We start from the raw sequence: 18,484 nt of genomic DNA, 5'->3' as shown, positions 1-18,484 counted from the left end.
ACTTTAAATGTGAAGAAAGAATTAAAACAGGAAATAGAACAAAATTTTAATAATAATGAAATAAAAAAAGTGATTTTGATATTACAGCAATATAAACAAAAATGTCCTAACGACAGAGATTTATGGTTTTATGAATGTATTCTCGCACTGACAGTTGGAGAATTGGAAAAAGCACAGAAAATAGCAGACAAATGTGTACATAAATTTCCAACCAGTTATGAGGCATATTATTATCAGGCATGTGTGTATCAGGCGAGAAAAATGGTGGTTGAGGCATTAAGAAGTTATCATATAGCATATGGCTTGAATACATATACAGATTATGCAAATAATAGTGTAATGGAAGATATAAAGATGCAAATTGAAAATCTAGAGGATCAGTTTGAAAAGTTATCTGATGAATATGTTGCTGAAAATAAAGCTGCAAATATTATTAAGATGTTATCTTTTTTGAACCGCAAGGATACATTATGGGGAAAAGATGAAAAGATTGCAAGGTCTACTATCAATCATTCTGTAGGTAAAGAATACTGGGTTACAGACGATGATTTAAGGTATATTGGAATATACAGGGCACCATTACCACAATTTATAGGTACAGATAACCTGAGTTTGCCAAGAACCAAGGCAGAATTTCTGAAGTTTAAGAAAAAGGGAAACTACAATTATGTAAAAGGCTCAACGGATGAATATTTGCTTCCGGTAGCAAGTGCTGAAGCTAATAATATCCATACATTTAAGTCGGAGGATAAAGAATATAAAGTTACGCAGCTTTTTCCACAACATTTTAACTACTACAGAGTAAAAAATGGTATACAGATTGAATCAATGAAACAGGCATATTATGGTTATCCGATTCCATTGGAACACAAGCAGGGAAGGCGGAAGCTTGTTTTGAGCTTTTTTGTAGACGGACTGGCACAGGAAGTTATTAATGGTGATGATTTTGAAAAGCTGATGCCAAATACCTATAAATTTTTCAGCAAAGGAACAATCTGCACACAGGCACATAGCTGTTCCGAGTGGACATATCCAAGTCTTGCAACTTGCGTGAGTGGTTTGGATACATTGCATCATATGATGTTTCATGACAAACTGGACGGTGAACTGCCGAAAAACAGTCCAACTTTAATTGAGTACTTTAAGGGAAAAGGATATTATACAAGCAAGATGGATGGTGAATGGAGAAGTATACCATCTTACGGATATGCAAGGGGATTGGATCAATATGTGTATCAGCATCAGTCTATGGGGGCTAGAGCTGAACAGGAAATTATGGATGTTATTGAGCATTTAGAAACATTTAAGGAAACAGATCAATATCTTTGGATGGCAGTAGGTGACCTGCATGATGTAGCGGACGGGCTGGATTTATCAGATGCCGTACAGAAAAATCTTACACTGGAAGAACGGGAACTTGACGAATTGGGTGTGACGTCAGTGAAGCAGAATTATAGTGCAAAAAAGACGGCAATGTATAAAAAAACAATTCAGTATTTTGATATGCTGTTTGGTTTTCTTTATACTTATATTGAAAACAATTATACAGATGATGAAATTTTAATCAGTTTATTTGCTGATCATGGACAGGGATATCTGATACCAACAGGTAAACCGTTTCTTTCTAAGGAAAGAACAAAGGTCGCATTTATGTTCAGAGGTGCAAATGTAAAACAGCAGGTAACAGATGAGATTATATCAACAGCGGATTATCTCCCAATTATGTGCAGGCTTGCAGATATTCAATATGATGCAGCCAGCATTGATGGTAAATTGCCGAAGACATTTGGCGGTTTGGAAGAAAGAGAGTATACGATTACAGAATCTCTGCATCCAAAAGATAGATATTATGCAGTTGCAAATGCCAGGGATTATGAAATTTACTTTGAAAATTCTGAAAAGACAGATGAGGAAGGCCGGTTCTTACTTGGAGATTATAAAGTATTTGGATTTTATAAGGATGCAGAAAATACACCGATTACAGATGCAGAGCTTTTGAAACGGTATGAGAATATCTTTTTAGAGAGAATCGCTGAACATATAATTTACGAATAATAATACAAAAGGACTCGTAGAATGATTTATATCGTTTAGACGAGTCCTTTTGTGTAAGTTTATTTGGAAAACACAACCTCAAAAATTTCTTTCAGCCGTATTTCATACGTATGGAATTCTTTTACTTTTCCATAACCGTTGGCAGCAATCTGGCGGCGCTCATTGTCATGCTTTAAATAGTAATTGCATTTATTTAAGAAATCTTCTTGAGATTCAAAAAGTACAAGGTCTTCGCCGGGAACAAAATGTTCATAAAAATCCCCCTGATAATTGGAAAGTAAAAATCCGCCACATCCCATAATGTCGAAACATCGGAGCGGAATACCGCTTCGGATACTGCGCAGGGAAATGTTTAAGTTGATAGCCGAATTTTTAAAAACATACGGCATCTGGCGCTGGTAATCCACAGAACCCATATTGTGAATCTGTGGAAGCTCCGGTGTAGGATTTGGGGTATAAAGCTTTGTATTGAAATGTTCAGAAACAGCTTTTAAAAGTGCAGTACGCTCTAAGTTCGCAATTTTACGGGCAATTACATAATGGGCAAAGAGCCATTCTGTAGATTCAACGCTGTCATTTCCCGGTTGCAGCGGCAGGGAGTGCTGCATATCTTCAATAATTTCTTTGGATAAGAGTTCTTCAATAAAATAATATCCGTACACTTTCATCTGCGCCTGCATAATCCCCTGTAAATAGCCTTTTGTGTAATCAGATAAATGCTCCATGCGGTCAAACAGGTTGTGGACTTCATTATACATAGTACCGACAAAAGAAATATCGCTCTGGTAAAAATCCAGCGGGTGCCGGGAAGCAGAAACAGCAGAAGCGGTCATCTTATCCAGCCGGCTGGTATTGACGGCAAGCGGCATATAATAAACAGTTTGGATATTTTCTTTTTTAAGCTCCAGATAAGTCTGCTGGTCAAATAAAAATACGTAATTGCAGGGATTGATAATGGTATATGAATACAGCGAAACCAGCGGTGAATCATATACGAAGGCTATATAAGGTATATTGTGCTTTTTACAGCAGTTAGAAATGACCGGAAAGTAATTAAATGTAAAAACAGCATCATAAGAAGCACTTTCAATCAGCTTGTCAAAGCGTGCATCAAAAGCTTCATCGACATGGCTATAAATATTTTCGTCTGTAATAACAGTATATGTATGTCCGAGATTTGTCAGCGCTTCGCGCAAATCTTCAATTGCCATATGTTCATACTCAAAAATCAGTAAATTCATGAAAATCTCCGTTTCTTTTATAAAATATAATTTTATTGTAAGGGAAGGGGCGGGGATTTGCAAGAGGGGAGTGGGGAAGATGAGTTTTCATTTTTGGCACTTTTATAATGGCTTATGAAGGGGTGTGAACTGTAACCAGCATTGGTTGAGGTGCAGCAACTTCTTCTAATGCTGATTGAAAATTAGTGAAAGAAGTGTTATAATATACACAGAAGATAATGTATATTATTTGAACGAAGAATGTTAATGATAAATTATAATAAATTGATGAAGAAGTTGGATGATAAAGGTATAACAACTTGTGTTATAAGGCAAAAAGGATATATGCCAGCTTTTACAATGCCAGCCACAGGACATAATTGATTGGGAAGTAGAGTTAAACCTAGAGTTATCTTATGAAAATCGCTACAAAAATGCAAAATAATAGCATATAAAGAAACGACGATTTCATCCGAAAATTTAAAGGAGGTATGACCTATGACAGCATTAAGACAGAGTGCAATAATGGAACTGGAAAAAATACCAGAAGATAAGCTATCCTTTGTAATTCAGATTATGCAGGGTGTAAATGGATTATATAATGATTCTAATAAGGAAAGGAAAGATGCTTTTGCAAGATTAGAGCAGTTACGCAAAAAGGGGACTGTTACCGATGATGATGCAGAATTAGCATCTTACAGGGAAGATAAATATGGTAGGTAAAATTCTGATTGATACCAATGTATTACTTGATTATCTTCTTGAAAGAGAACCATTCTTTGAGGATGCAAAGAAAGTAATCTCGTCATGTACCGAGGAAAATACAAAAGGTTGCATTGCAGCGCATTCTATTTCTAATATGTTCTTTATATTAAGGAAAGATTATACTGCAAAGGAAAGAAGAGAAATATTATCAAACCTATGCACGATTTTTGATGTAGAGGGCATAGACAAAGCAAAATTATTATCTGGTCTTGCAAATGAGGAGTTCTCTGATTTTGAGGATTGCTTACAAATGGAATGTGCAAAAAGTTATGGAGCAGAATATATTGTGACAAGAAATGTATCGGATTATTCAGTATCAGACATAAAGGCAATTCTGCCAAGTGAATACTTAGGACTATAATAAACAAAGCACCAACGGAAAGAAGCATATCTTTCTGAAGGTGCTTATTTTAATCCTGCTGCTTGTTATGAATTTTATCAACAGCTTTTTCTAATTCTATTGTCTGCCAGCGTTTGTGGATAAAGTCGATATCCAGCAATTACAAGTGTCCAAAGTGCCACTGTATCACAGAAAAATATCACGGAACATATAACCGCAAAGTGCAGGATTTACCTAGCCCGGAAGCAAGGGGAAAGAGATAGACTATATTACACGCGAAGGAGTATTCCGGCATATGTGGATGAATACAGAACTAACAGATGGCTCATAAAACAGGTGGTATTTTGTGGTATGTGGGTGGTTGAACATCCAGATGTTGTGGAAGTGGTGAGAGTATAGGTGAAAAGTGGGTGGATGAAGAGGTTTTGTGACTTTTCATCGTCTACTTTTTTGATAATAATTGAAAAATATAGTGTATGAACATAAAATACTTGTTATAATCTAAATATAAATATGACAGGAAGGTTGGTAGTGATTATGTGTGAGAAAAAAGAATTGAGCTTTTCAATATTCATGTTGTATAGTCTTGCGGATAAGTGGAAGATGTCTCCAGCCAAAGTGTATAAAATATTAAATTCAACTGGAATTTTGGATAACTATATTATTAAATGTTACGATGTTCTTCATACACAGGGAAAGGAATATTTGGTAGAAGATATTACCGATTATGTGAGAGAAAAAGGAGTTAATGTATGATTGTATATCGTGGAACAACAGAAATTATAGAAAATCCGGACGTAGTACATTCGAAAAAGTATCTGGATTTTGGTCGAGGATTTTATATTACAACTTTCGAAAATCAGGCAAAGAAATGGGCGGTTCGAAAGGGTATGAGACAGGAAAAGAATGCAATAGTTAATGTTTATGAATTATCTGAAGTATGGGATGATTTTAAGGTATTATCTTTTGAAAAAGAGAATGAGAAATGGCTTGATTTTGTGTGTGCATGTAGAAAAGGACAGCCATTAAATAAAGAATATGACATTATGCAGTGATACCCTTTGAGATGAATGTGGTTAATGTATCCGATGAAAGAGGAATGAGAGTAATTTCGGATTATGAAGAATTGAAGGAGTGGTGGAATAATGAAGAGTAAGCCAATTGTGATGAATCATTTTTCAATGGTTCATACCTCGTATGTGATTAATTTTGACTTTACAAATAATATTACGATTCTTACGGGTTCATCGGCAACTGGAAAAACTGCTTCTTTTTCATTTATGAGAGAATGTATGGCGGTGAATCCAGATGTCGTTTGCATTAATTATCAGGATTATTAAAAAGATATTAAGAAACTTATTGCTGATACAACAGGAAAACTGATCGTGATTGATAATGCTGATATATTGTTGAATGATGATACAAGAAAGTATATTTCACTTGAAGATAAGAATCAATATTTGATTATAGGTAGAAATTCTAAAAATTTATTTGCAACAAGTGATAATTTATTTGAGCTTGTGAGTGAGAAGATTGGGGAGCAGACGGAGTTCAAGTTAAAAAAGTACTTGTAAAGACAAATCAATATAATTTGTAACCGAAAGCATATCGCAGATTGTAGTATTTCGCAAACGCCTAATCTAAAAGATATTATATGAGGAGAACATTGGATGAAAATAATTAATTCGTTTTTTAAGGGAATTATATTTATACAAAAGCATATTAGCAAGTTTGAAAATTGGTATGAGGGAAAACAGAAATATTTACCAAAAGTATATGCTGTACTTATAGCAATTGCAGTGGGTTTTATGGTATTTAAATATACAGCATTGGGAATAACTGTTATAATACTGGTAGTAATGCTTTCAATATTTCAAAGTATAGTAGGTTGGAGAAATTCGGTACTAAAGTGGTTAATAGCAGGTATTTTATATAATTTAATTTATTCCGTTGTCTTAGCAGTAATAATGAATGAGTATTGTTTTCATGCAAATGTGGCTGTACTATTTACAATAATTTATTTGTTTATGTGGATATTTTTGTCATTAATTTCAAATAGTGAAGTAGCGGTGTTGATTAATGAAACTATATCAGGAGGAACAGCAGCAATTTTTACAATAGGTACATACATTACAAGCATATTATCAAAAAGTTTGCCATCGGTAAACGAACGTGCATTATATTTTCAAGATGACTCTATATTTGAACAAGCATTAGAAAGAGGGGATGATATGGCAATAAAATTTTTTAAAGCAATGCTTTTAGAAAGATTAGACAGTGTATTTATGATAATGCTTCCCATTATTGGAATTACAACAGCAAGTATTATTATGATTAAAATCAAAATATATTGGATGAAAAAAATGGAGGTGGAAGAGCCTTAATGCCAGAATAGATAATCCATGTACAACCTCTTCCTGTTCGGAATGATTTGTGTTTATCCTGAAAAAATCTCCGTGCCTATCCCGGTGTAGAAAAAGGTTTTAAGGAATGGGAAGAAACGTACAAAATGGGAGTATCCCAAAGTTTGTGTAAACCTCCAAACTGATGTAAGATAAAATTACTCAGTTTGGAGGTTATTTTTATGGCAAGAAGAAAAGACAGCCCACAAAAAGCAGCAATGAGAGAAATGATGCGTGACTATCTGAAAAATAATGATATCAGCATCAAAGATGGTACCGATGTAAATAGCATCATGCGTGACATGATGTCTGTCCTTTTGGAAGGTGCTTTGGATGAAGAACTGGATGAGGAATTAGGATATTCCAAGTATGATTATCGTAACAAAGAAACAGACAACAGCAGAAACGGTCATTCCAGCAAAACCATGCACACCAGTTATGGAGATATGGATGTGGCGATTCCAAGGGATCGTAACGGTGATTATGAACCACAGCTGATTAAAAAATATCAAAATACCGTAACTCAGGACATGGAAGAAAAAATACTTTCCATGTATGCCAAGGGAATGACAACCGGAGACATTGAATCCCACATGCGTGAATTATACGATATTGATATTTCTGACAGTACAATCAGCAGGATCACAGATAAAATCCTGCCGATTGTAAAAGAATGGCAGGAACGCCCTCTGGAAGAAGTGTATGCTGTAGTATTTATGGATGCAATCCATTATCATGTCCGCAGTGAAGGACGTATTGTAAAACGTGCGGTTTACATTGCTCTTGGTATCGACATGAATGGAAAAAAAGATGTCCTTGGAATGTATGTTGGGGAAAACGAAAGTGCAAAGTTCTGGCTTTCTATCATGAATGGATTAAAAAACAGAGGTGTTGAGGATATCCTGATTGCATGCGTTGATGGTTTAAATGGATTTCCACAGGCAATCGAGGCGGTTTATCCAAAAACAGAGATTCAGCAGTGTATCATTCACCAGATCCGCAATTCAACGAAGTTTGTCTCCTACAAAGATATCAAAAAACTGATGGCTGATCTGAAGCTTGTATATGCGGCTCCAACGGAAGAAACAGCTTTAAATGAGTTAGAATTGTTCAAAGATAAATGGGATTCCAAGTACCCGAAAATCTATAAATCCTGGCATGATAACTGGGCAACACTGTCCACTTATTTCAAGTATCCAGAAGCTGTAAGACGTTTGATTTATACCACAAATGCCATTGAAGGATTCAACCGTCAGCTTCGGAAAGTGACCAAAAGCAAGACAGTTTTTCCGTCAGATGATAGCCTTTTAAAAATGCTGTATCTGGCAACTATGGATATCACGAAAAAATGGACCGGACACAGGCAGGACTGGGGGCAGATCCATTCCCAGCTGGAAATCTATTTTGAAGAACGTCTAATCGGACACAACCTGTAAAAACAGCTTGTTTTAGGCAGGTTTTATTGACATGCCAAAAAACTCGTGTATAATGCAGATATGGGCAGAATCCGGAAAATCGGCTCTGCCCATTTGTAACTATTCACAAATCTTATATCAGTTTTTAACGTTTACACAAAACTTGAAACGGTCTCTACAAAATCGAGGAAACCGTCTGTCCGGACATTCCAGGCTGAGAAAAGCTGCCACTTTATGAAATATATTTGCTAAAGCGGCAGCTCTGGTTATGGGAACTATTATTCTGCATATAATACCGTTTCATTACTGAGTAAGCTGTAATGTCGGATATAAAATTTATAATCGCTTCGGAATGAAAGCAGTAATGCGGGTATGTCAACAATGTGGTTTTTGTCATGGTAGATAGATATAGCAAGGCGGGGCTTTTGGGTTTTTATAATATATTCAGCGCCCTTTAATGCATCATATTCAGCGCCTTCAATATCCATTTTAATTAATGTGACACGTTCACCTTTTAAAAATTCATCTAAACGAATCACTTCAATAGTCTGCAAATTGTCTGTATTGCTGCCTGCATTTACAATTTTAGCATTTTCATAGCCGTTGGCCATAAAAGAAACATGACCGTGCTTATTGGATATACCATACGGAAGCAATTCACAATTTTTAAGATTGCTTAGTGTATTATCACATTTTTTAAACGAGGCAGGGTCGGGCTCAAAACTCCATATTTTATCGTAGGTCATGCCACCTTCAGCACACCAGCCGGCAAAGCGGAAAGCGGTGCTGCCGTCATAGCAGCCACAGTCTACAAATGATTCATGTTCATTTGGTGTAAATACATCAAAATACTGCGAACTGTTATTTCTCCAGTCAGAAATGGTTAAAATATTTTCCTCTGATACACCGCTATCCAGCAGCTGCTTGTAAATGGATTGGACGGCGCTTTTTTTATAAACAGCAATAACATATTTTGTTCCGTTTAATCCAAATTGATTTTGATATGTTTCCAATGAATAAATAGGAAGGTTTGTTCTTTCATCACGTGTATTCTGGCTATAATTATCGATAAAGCAAAACCACGGAAGATTTTCAAATGTACCGGCTAAATCCCTGCCATTGGCACCAGCTCCAAAGATGACAAGATGGGCGGTCCCGGAATTATATAATTTTTTGGCAAAAGCCTGAATATCGGCATTTAAATTCTTATAACAGGCGGGCAAATCCCTTACATATCCTACGTCACCGGTTGCAGAATAATTCAGCCGGGCAGTAAATAGTTCTTTTGAAATTTCATCATTTAGTGCCTGATATATATTTCGTGTAGTGTCAAAAAAATGAGTCATTTGGTTGTTCTCCTTTAGAGTTGTTGAGATATGTAACTAATAATAAAATAATATATAGGTTGATTATAATATAAAGAAATAATAAATTCAATTGGGATAAGGATAAATATAAAATTATGCAATTGTGCCGATGAAATTCCCACAAGGGTTAATTTTTTCTGATTTCGTCCGATATAATCTATATAATTAGAACAGGATTTAGGATGAGTCTTGATTGTGCATGGAGGCATGAAAAAAATATAGAAAAGGTATATAGCCATCCGGATAATGAGATACGGGTGGCTTTTTAATAATATAAAGAAAAATTTATGAAAATCTAGATTGGAATAGCAAGTTCAGTATGGAAAATATTCAAACAAAAATTGAAAAGAATAGACAAATGAAAAAGGTTTTATTGCTATGGTATACAGTTGGCGGCAATTTTGGAGATGTTCTTATTTATAAAACTGTAAGCGAGTATTGTAATAATAGCAATATTTTATGTGATTTTATTGATGTGGGAAGACCATGTAGTGAGATTATGCAAAAAGCAAATAAGTATGATTTTTTGTTATTTGCGGGAGGAGGGATAATAGAACGATATGTACCTAATGTTATAAGGTATTTTAAAGAAGATTTTGATATGTTAAAGGTTCCATATGGAGTTATAGGACTAAGTGTAGGAAGATTTGATTATAGTAGATATAGTGGTGAAATTGCATTTTGGGTAGAAAATGCAAAATTTTTTTTTACAAGAGATGCATATTCTGCTAAACGTTTAAATTCAATTTGTGGAAAAAAAATTGTGGTTGGTAGTACAGATGTTGTGTGGGCAAATGAAAGAATATATTTTAATAAAATTAAAATGGAAAAAAAAATTGGCATAAATGTGAGAGATGTACCATATTTGGATATACAAACAGATATAGATTGGAAAAAGTTAGAATGTATATGCAAAAAAGAAAGGATATCGTGTTTTATTCCGGATGAGTCAGGAATAGAACTTAAAGGGCTAGAAAAATGCTTTTATGAAGAACAAAAAGTATTTGATCAGATAGTAAAGTGTGAATTTTTAGTAGCTATGAGATATCATGTTATACTAGTTGCAGCAGCCAATGGCATTCCTGCAATTCCAATTGCTTATTGTAATAAAATTAAAGAATTAAGTAGTCAATTAGGATTAGAAAAGTATGTATTGAATACGAACGAAATTGATTTGTTACCCGCAAAAATAGAACTGTTAAGAAAAAATTTACTAGTTGAGCAAGAACAACTTTATGCTAATACTAGAAAAATGAAGAAACAGGCAAAAAAAATGTTAGAAAAGATATTAGAAACAATTAATAATGCGTAAGGAGTATAATTAAAATGAAAAGAGAAACCGTAATGTTTAGATTTGTACCGACAATGAGATGTAATTTTAGATGTGAATATTGTTTTGAAGATAATAGCTTGAAAAAGAATAGTGCAACAATGTTTGATAGGTATTCAGTAGACGAGTGGGTTCAGGCCATAAAACAATTTAATAAATATGATATAGAATTGTACTTATGGGGAGGAGAACCATTTTGTATTGAGGAAACATATGATTTTATAAAAAAATGTACAGAAGTAGATAATATTATATCAGGTTTTAGAATAGACACAAATGTTTTTTTTGCAGAGAAAATTGCTGAACGATGTGCAAGTGACAAGATTAAACTTAATTGTTCTTATCATATGCAATATCATACGTTAGAGCAAGAATTTAATAAGGTTAAAATTCTGAAAAAGTTAGATATGGTAGGTATGGTTAATTTTGTAGCAAGTAAATACAATATTGAACATCTTAAAAATGATTACGGAATGACGGTAAAAGATTTAATTGATAAGTTTGCTGAAATAGGAGTGTTTGTTAATGTAGCGGGTGACTTTGCGTATGCAAATAATCCTAAATATGAAAAGTATGAGGAATATAAAAAATTTATTCTTCAATTTGTATCGCCAGAAGAATGGGAGTGGTTAAGAAACCAACATAAAGAAGAAAGACTGTGTACAGCAGGACAAAAAATGTTTACGGTCGATTTTAATGGCAATTTTTCAAGTTGTATATCAGATAGGTCATATGGAAATATCTTTCGTGGAGAATTAAAACCAGATAATGAATATTCGTACTGCTCTAAATGCTGTCCGTCTTTAGTATCATATCCTTTTAGATGCGATAACGATTATTCAAGTATAAATAGTCTTTTAAGATATGTTGAAAGAAACGAAAAATATAGGAAAACAATAGAACAGAAGTATATAGATTTTGAGTTTTAAAAATTAGATTACAGGAGAAAATATAAAAAATGAGATTCCCATTAATATTTGAGAGTGGCTGTGTATCAGATGATGATGTTTGGTTTTCTGCAAGTGATTTTAATGGCTTATTCAAAATGAGTTTAAAATCAAAAAAAATAGAGTATATAGGAGAGTTCCCAAATGAAAATGGATTAAAGAGAAGAATGCACTATGGTGAGGCTCTTAAAGTTGGAAGTAAAATATATTTTCTCCCACTTGAAAGTAGATATATGAATATATATAATTTGAAAAATAATACTTTTGAATCGTATTGTATTGCGCAAAACAGCTGTGGTTTGACGAGAGGAGTTATATATGGCGATTATATCTATATGTTTTCAACAAGAAAATCGGATACTTATAGGTATAATACAGTTAATAATGTTTTTGAGAAAGTACCTATAAATAATGAAATGAGCAAAAGAGGATATTGCCATGGATATTATAAATATAAAAATATGATATATTTAATTCAATATAAATCCAATATATTGTGCCAATTGGATTTTGATAATTTGAAAATGAATTATTTTTATTTAAGTAAGAATACGGATGAATTTCAGATAATTGGTGGAAAAAAGGAATTAGTGTATGTCATTAATCAAAAAAATAGCATGATTTATACATGGAATATTAAGGCAGAAAATTTGCAGCCCCAAAATATATTTTATCCTATGAAATTGAATTCGTGGCAAACGGATCAATACATAGTGGGTAATAATAAAATGGGAGAAAAATTACAAATATTGTATTTAGATAATCATAATATTATTAATACGGACGTATTTCAAAATGAAAATAGTAAAGAGCAGTATATTATTCAATTTGCGTTTGAGTATCAATCAAGTTTGTATTTTATTTTCAATAATACTTTATATTCTATAAAGGATGGAATTATATTATTAGAATGTGATTATGATAAAGAATTGGAAAAAATTAGATTAGATATTGCCCAAAATACGGATTTGAAAGAATCTGGATTTGATGTTTTAGATGAAGGGAAAGTGTTAAATTTAGATTGCTTTTTGAAATGTGTATTGTGTAATTAGACAACTGATTTAAATTATATCGAAAGGCAATGCTAAAAGAAAGGGGTGGATGATAATTAAATTTTTAATTATCATTTGAAATTAATAAGATGAAATTATTATCAGTTTTCGGGACAAGACCAGAGGCAATAAAGATGTGTCCGGTTATAAAAGAACTTGAGAAACAAACGGAAATAGAAAGTATTGTTTGTCTTACAGGACAGCATGAAGAAATGCTAAATCAGGTAATAGAACGGTTTAAAATAAAAGTAAATTATAATTTGCGCATTATGAAAAAAAATCAATCATTAACAGATATAACGTGTAATGTATTAATGCAATTGGGACAAGTCCTAGAAAATGAAAAACCTGATATGGTGCTTGTTCATGGTGATACATCAACTTCCTTTGCAGCAGCATTATCAGCATTTTATCACCATATTCCAGTAGGACATGTAGAAGCTGGTTTAAGAACATATAATGTACAATCTCCATATCCAGAGGAATTTAATAGACAATGTGTTGATATGATTACTGATTTATTTTTTGCTCCGACAGAGTATGCTAAAGAACAGTTATTGAATGAACATAAAAAACAATCTCAAATTTTTGTGACAGGTAATACTGCCATTGATGCGTTAAATATTACTGTGGAAACAAGCTATTATAATACAAACATAGAGTGGTGTGAAAATCATAAAATGATTTTATTAACAGCACATAGACGTGAAAATATAGGTGTTCCCATGGAAAGAATATTTGAAGCAGTCAATAAAATTTTGGACAAATATTCAGACGTGAGGGTGATATATCCAGTACATAAAAATCCAAAAGTTAGGCAAATTGCTCAAAAATATTTTGGTAATAATAGCAAAGTAAGATTAATAGAACCTTTAGATGTATATGATTTTCATAATTTAATGAACAAAAGTTATTTTATACTTACTGATAGTGGAGGAATACAAGAAGAGGCACCATCACTAGGAAAACCCGTTTTAGTTCTAAGAGATTCTACGGAAAGACAAGAAGGAGTAATGGCAGGGACACTTAAGGTTGTTGGAACAAGGACGGAACAAGTATATTGTGAAATAGAAAGATTATTGACAGATAAAGAGGAATATTCTCGTATGAGTCATGCAACAAATCCGTATGGAGATGGATATGCTTCCAAAAGAATTGTAGAGATTATAAAAGAATATTTAAAAGGGAAATAAATATGCCAAAAATATCAATTATATTACCAACGTATAATGGACAACAGTATATAGGAGAAGCTATTGAAAGTATTATTGAACAGACATTTCAAGACTGGGAACTTATTATAGTAGATGATTGCTCATCAGATAATACACTCGACATTATTCGTAAATACGAAAAGCAAGATTTAAGGATAAAAGTTATTCATAATGATGTCAATAAAAAATTACCAGCATCATTAAATATTGGATTTAAATATGCAAAAGGCATGTATTTGACATGGACATCAGATGATAATATGTATTTACCAGATGCATTATATAACATGGAACAGTATCTAAATGATAATTCAGATAAAGTTATGGTATGCGCCAGGTATAGTATTATTAATGAAAATGGTGAATTTTTATATAATGCTGGTAAATATGATAAGGATATGATGTATGTAAATAATTGTGTAGGGGCCTGCTTTTTATATAAAAAATGTGTTTTAGAAACGGTTGGAAATTATAGTGAGTCCAAATTTTTGGTGGAAGATTATGATTATTGGTTAAGGGTTCTATTTAAGTATGGTGAGATAGGATATATAGAGAATATTTTATATTATTACAGAACTCACGAAGCAAGTCTGACAATGCAACGAAAACAGGATATTCATAAAAAGTTGCTTGAATTAAGAAAAGAGCATTTATTACAAATAATTGAAAAGTTAAAACAAAGAAAAGATTTGCTGTGTGAATTGTTTTATGAATTTAAAGAAGGAGATATGTTAAATAATGACATTATAGCATTGTTTTATAGTGTTGTTCCAGAATTGAAAATAGATTGTGGTATGCTTAATGATAAAAGAGCAGTTGTATATGGCGCTGGTAATTATGGGGAGAAAGTATATCAGAAATATTCAAATATAATAGATTACTATGTGGATCAGAATAAGTATGGTTTATATTTGCATGATAAAAAAATTTTTTCGATATCTCAATTAACAGAACTAACACACACACATCAGATATTAGTTGCATCTAGTCCGAAAAATGTATATTCTTTTTTGAAAACATTAATTTTAAATGATATAAAAAAGTGTACTGTGATTGTATTTGAAAATAATGTTTTACTATAATATATATAGTGCTTTAACATAATAAAATATTTGAGAGAATTTCATAATTTATAGCCCTTGATTTTACTGATATTTCAAGGCATATAAAAAACAACTTACCCAGATACGATATATATTTTGACAAAAAGATCCACATCGAAAGGAGATAAATTGCAAATTATGTATCGTCAACAATCACTAATTACTTTAGACCAATTTTATGAAATTAAACCTCTTACTAAACTTGAATCTATTTTAAGTTTTATTGATTACTTGCTTTTTGAAGAAGTATTCCCTTATGATTCCCATAAAAGAGGTCCAAAGGGTTATTCCAAAAAGCAATTGTTTAATACTCTAATTGCTATGCAAATAGAGCAATTATCAGATATAAAGGCATTAGTTATGCGTCTTAAATCTGACCCGGTTCTAAGACGCAGTCTTGGTTACGATTATATCGAAAATACACCAAGTTCTGCTACTTTAAACCGTTTTATCACATTGTTATCTGGTACAGATATCTTAGAGCGTACATTCCGCAGGATGGTCTGCAAAGCCAGAAAACTTGGACTTATAGATGGCACTAATGTTGCAATTGATGCCAGTAAGCTTACATCCTATGAACATGCTGTTCCCAAATCAAAGATTCCAATTGATGATTCGACATTCCCCAACTGGGGTGGCAAACTTGATACAAATGGAAACTTTATCAAATGGTTTGGATGGAAAATGCATGCTCTGGTTGACACTTACAGCGGTCTTCCAATCTCTTATATCATCACTCCTGCAAACATTGCAGATGTGGATGTTGCTGAAAAGCTGATTTAAAAGATGATGGATGACTATAAAAATGGACTTACTCCAAAATATTACATGATGGATGCCGGTTATGATAAACCTAAGCTATATTCCAGTGTTTATCATAAGTATCTGAAGCATCCATTCATCCAGAATGAGAAGTACCGGATTGGAATATTTTGCCATAACTTTACGGTAGTTTCCTTCAGTTCGTGCAATATCCAGATCCATGAGTAAGTCTGGCATACGGACATACCTGGTGTTGTAATACTGCTTGCAGGCTTCCATGCCGAATGCACATGCCATGTATGTTTTACCACAGCCTGTTGCACCGGTAATAAAAAGATTCCGGTGTTCAGATATATATTCGCAGGTGGCAAGTCTGTTTATCAGATCCTTGTTCAGCTTGCGCCCGGAAGTATAGTTGATATCCATGATACTTGCTTCCGGCTGATCGAATCCGGCGCTGCGGATAAGACGCTTCTGGCGGTTATTCTTGCGGTTGCTGTATTCGATATCTACCAGCATTCCAAAGCGGTCTTCAAAAGGAACTTCCTTGAATTTCGGATCGTCAAGCTGGTTACGGAATGCATCTGCCATTGTGGTAAGGCGCATTTCAATAAGTTTATCTATTGTACTCTGATTTGTCATATGTGATTACCTCCGATAGTAGTCGGCACCTCTTGTGATGCCGTGTGCTTTATGTGTGGTCTTGGATCCAGATGATTCTGGCTCCGTTTTTACAGAACCAGTTACAAGGATGTTTTTGATACTCTTGTAACTGGGCGAAGCTGTATAGGATAATGTTTTTTTACAAGCGGCTTCAAGCGAAGCTTCTGAGTATTTATCAGTAAGCTTCAAAAGTCCCATGCAGCTCCGATAAGTTTGTTGTTCCACACGTTTGGAGGTCAGTATTGCATTGACCACTGTGTACGTATTTATGCCAATCCGCTCAGCCCATTTGCGGAAGCGGTCGCCATTCCACTCCAGATATTTCCGGTGGTCTTCCGGCATATGTTCCGTAATGGTGCTGTACTGCCCGGGGCGTCCTTTCAGACGGCGGTGGGAAGCAATGCGGTTATGGTTGTAAAAAATTTCAATGGTGGTATCTGTTACCTTTACATCAACTTTCTTTTTGATGTATTCATATGGAACTGAGTATAGCATTCCATCCACAGATATGTGATAATTGAACTGGACGGTGGCTGTCTTTCAGTCACTCAGTTCAAAGCGGGTAGCAGGTAATGGCGAAAGTAACGGCTTTTCATCTTCAAGGAATAAGTCCAACCGGCTGCCCTCTTTCTTTTGAAAGAGTCTTCGATTGAATTGTTCCAGTTTTTCTCTGATTGCACGGTTTAATTCGGCAAGAGAAAAGAACTGTTCCTTTCGGAGTGCTGCTGTTATCCAGGTAGAAATATTTCCTACTGTTCCTTCAGCATTCGGCTTATCCTTTGGTGTCCTGACACGGGCAGGGATGATAGCTGTGCCATAGTGTTCAGCCATTTCCTGATAAGTTTCATTGATCTGCTGATCTTTCCAACCACCATTGTGAACAACTGCTGTCTTGCAGTTATCTGGTACAAGGATTCTGGCAACACCGCCAAAGAACTCGTACATATGGACATGAGCAGTGATCCATGATTTCTGCTTCATATCCAGAAAGGCTTCTACATACGCATACTGGCTGTAAGTCATTACACCTACGAATATGTAAGCCTTTAAGATTTCACTGGTATCCGGGTCGATGATTGTTGCAGGATCCCCTGCCCAGTCAACTTCAACCTGCTCACCGGGTTTGCGATTGATGTGCATGGTAGCACGTCGTTTCTGCTCATCCTGCTGGATATGATAGCAGAATTGAGAATACATGAGCGGTTCATCGCCGTTGGCACGGCAGTCCTCCATGTATTCAGTCCACAGGAGCTTTTTACTGACTCCGTTACGGAGCAGCTCCTTGTGGATGTAGTCGTAGTCTGGCATACGCTTGTTTTGCGATACTGAACTTTCTTTAGAAAACATGAGGTTTTGAAGTCCAGTATCCGTCATAGATTCATCAAGTGGCCAAGAAATATTTAATTCTCTGGCACGTTTTTGAACTTTGACTACAGTTTTCTGAGCAACACCACAGCTTGCCATGATGTTACGCTGAGAGAAGCCCAATCCGGTAAGCCGGATGATTTCTCGGTATTTGGTCATAATCGTGACCTCCTTGTAATGAATTTACACCATAGGGTGCATATCTTCATTATAAGGATTTGGGAACAAAATGATTTCCTTTTTAACGGAATCGCGATTTCCGATAAAGTGGAACTGCGATTTCCATACACCGGACAGGTGATGGATTTCACCTCGGATTATTCAGTATCATGGTCAGACGATTATCCCTATAAACTGGAGAAATACTAAGATTCCACCAGAAGGAATCAACTGGAATGGTCAGTTAGTCTGTCCCATGAATTATGCCTATGTTTATGGCGGCAATGATAATGGAACAATCAAAATTCTATGTCCACATGCATGT

At 34.4% G+C, this 18,484-nt stretch carries 17 protein-coding genes and 2 pseudogenes; 15 read left to right on the top strand and 4 right to left on the bottom strand.

From position 1 onward, the window contains the following. Positions 1-9 precede the first annotated feature (9 nt). Positions 10-2,055 (top strand): sulfatase-like hydrolase/transferase, encoded by a 2,046-nt coding sequence (locus WMO37_RS05200; protein WP_349154463.1) that lies wholly within the window; start codon positions 10-12, stop codon positions 2,053-2,055. A 59-nt stretch (positions 2,056-2,114) separates the two neighbouring features. Here WMO37_RS05200 and WMO37_RS05195 read toward each other — a convergent pair whose 3' ends face one another. Then, positions 2,115-3,296, bottom strand: coding sequence for a CgeB family protein (locus WMO37_RS05195; protein WP_349154462.1), 1,182 nt, complete (start codon positions 3,294-3,296; stop codon positions 2,115-2,117). Between the two features lie 477 nt (positions 3,297-3,773). On the opposite strand from WMO37_RS05195, the gene WMO37_RS05190 reads away from it, so the two are divergent. The 8 genes from WMO37_RS05190 (at position 3,774) to WMO37_RS05155 (ending at position 8,218) form a co-directional block, all read left to right on the top strand. Beyond that, a complete protein-coding gene (locus WMO37_RS05190; RefSeq protein ID WP_186900407.1) occupies positions 3,774-3,998 on the top strand; it encodes a UDP-N-acetylenolpyruvoylglucosamine reductase in 225 nt (74 codons plus the stop codon). Further along, complete coding sequence (locus tag WMO37_RS05185) at positions 3,988-4,401, top strand: type II toxin-antitoxin system VapC family toxin (RefSeq protein WP_349154461.1); 414 nt, start codon at positions 3,988-3,990, stop codon at positions 4,399-4,401. The genes WMO37_RS05190 and WMO37_RS05185 overlap by 11 nt, the downstream gene beginning before the upstream one ends. A 516-nt stretch (positions 4,402-4,917) precedes the next feature. Then, positions 4,918-5,136: a DUF3791 domain-containing protein gene (locus WMO37_RS05180; RefSeq protein WP_081019526.1), complete on the top strand. Its 219-nt coding sequence runs from the start codon at positions 4,918-4,920 to the stop codon at positions 5,134-5,136. Beyond that, positions 5,133-5,435 (top strand): DUF3990 domain-containing protein, encoded by a 303-nt coding sequence (locus WMO37_RS05175; RefSeq protein WP_349154460.1) that lies wholly within the window; start codon positions 5,133-5,135, stop codon positions 5,433-5,435. Before WMO37_RS05180 ends, WMO37_RS05175 begins: the two co-directional genes overlap by 4 nt. Positions 5,436-5,525: 90 nt before the next feature. Continuing rightward, positions 5,526-5,720, top strand: coding sequence for a hypothetical protein (locus tag WMO37_RS05170; RefSeq protein ID WP_349154459.1), 195 nt, complete (start codon positions 5,526-5,528; stop codon positions 5,718-5,720). A gap of 45 nt (positions 5,721-5,765) precedes the next feature. Beyond that, positions 5,766-5,954 (top strand): RluB protein, encoded by a 189-nt coding sequence (locus tag WMO37_RS05165; RefSeq protein ID WP_349154458.1) that lies wholly within the window; start codon positions 5,766-5,768, stop codon positions 5,952-5,954. A gap of 96 nt (positions 5,955-6,050) precedes the next feature. After that, positions 6,051-6,764 (top strand): hypothetical protein, encoded by a 714-nt coding sequence (locus tag WMO37_RS05160; RefSeq protein WP_349154457.1) that lies wholly within the window; start codon positions 6,051-6,053, stop codon positions 6,762-6,764. Between the two features lie 236 nt (positions 6,765-7,000). After that, entirely contained in the window at positions 7,001-8,218 is a 1,218-nt protein-coding gene (locus WMO37_RS05155) for an IS256 family transposase (RefSeq protein ID WP_349154529.1), read from the top strand. Between the two features lie 257 nt (positions 8,219-8,475). Here the strand turns inward: WMO37_RS05155 and WMO37_RS05150 are convergent, their stop codons facing one another. Beyond that, on the bottom strand, positions 8,476-9,543 hold the full coding sequence (locus tag WMO37_RS05150; protein WP_349154456.1) for an FkbM family methyltransferase: 1,068 nt from the start codon (positions 9,541-9,543) through the stop codon (positions 8,476-8,478). Positions 9,544-9,883: 340 nt separating this feature from the next. Between WMO37_RS05150 and WMO37_RS05145 the strand changes: the two genes are divergently transcribed. The 6 genes from WMO37_RS05145 to WMO37_RS05120 all read left to right on the top strand — a co-directional run bounded on the left by WMO37_RS05145 (position 9,884) and on the right by WMO37_RS05120 (position 15,993). Then, positions 9,884-10,876: a polysaccharide pyruvyl transferase family protein gene (locus tag WMO37_RS05145; RefSeq protein ID WP_349154455.1), complete on the top strand. Its 993-nt coding sequence runs from the start codon at positions 9,884-9,886 to the stop codon at positions 10,874-10,876. Positions 10,877-10,890: 14 nt separating this feature from the next. Then, entirely contained in the window at positions 10,891-11,823 is a 933-nt protein-coding gene (locus WMO37_RS05140) for a 4Fe-4S cluster-binding domain-containing protein (protein ID WP_349154454.1), read from the top strand. A 29-nt stretch (positions 11,824-11,852) separates the two neighbouring features. Further along, positions 11,853-12,893, top strand: a complete 1,041-nt coding sequence (locus WMO37_RS05135; protein WP_349154453.1) for a hypothetical protein — start codon at positions 11,853-11,855, stop codon at positions 12,891-12,893. Positions 12,894-12,982: 89 nt separating this feature from the next. Continuing rightward, a complete protein-coding gene (wecB, locus tag WMO37_RS05130) occupies positions 12,983-14,086 on the top strand; it encodes a non-hydrolyzing UDP-N-acetylglucosamine 2-epimerase (RefSeq protein ID WP_349154452.1) in 1,104 nt (367 codons plus the stop codon). 2 nt (positions 14,087-14,088) lie between these two features. Next, positions 14,089-15,189 carry a glycosyltransferase gene (locus WMO37_RS05125; RefSeq protein WP_349154451.1) on the top strand — a complete coding sequence of 367 codons (1,101 nt, stop codon included), beginning with the start codon at positions 14,089-14,091 and terminating at the stop codon, positions 15,187-15,189. A 159-nt stretch (positions 15,190-15,348) separates the two neighbouring features. Beyond that, positions 15,349-15,993: a transposase gene (locus WMO37_RS05120; RefSeq protein ID WP_349154450.1), complete on the top strand. Its 645-nt coding sequence runs from the start codon at positions 15,349-15,351 to the stop codon at positions 15,991-15,993. Between the two features lie 105 nt (positions 15,994-16,098). On the opposite strand, the pseudogene WMO37_RS05115 reads toward WMO37_RS05120, so the two are convergent. Both WMO37_RS05115 and istA read right to left on the bottom strand, forming a co-directional pair. After that, positions 16,099-16,614, bottom strand: a pseudogene (locus tag WMO37_RS05115) (ATP-binding protein); the annotation flags it as partial. Between the two features lie 6 nt (positions 16,615-16,620). After that, positions 16,621-18,159 (bottom strand): annotated as a pseudogene (istA, locus tag WMO37_RS05110) (IS21 family transposase). Between the last annotated feature and the right edge of the window lie 325 nt (positions 18,160-18,484).

This window comes from Lachnospira intestinalis, from assembly GCF_040095895.1.
In the GTDB taxonomy this organism is placed as follows: Bacteria; Bacillota; Clostridia; order Lachnospirales; family Lachnospiraceae; genus Lachnospira; species Lachnospira intestinalis.
The sequence above is the reverse complement of the archived record's forward strand: the minus strand, read 5'-3'. Positions and strand labels throughout refer to the sequence as shown.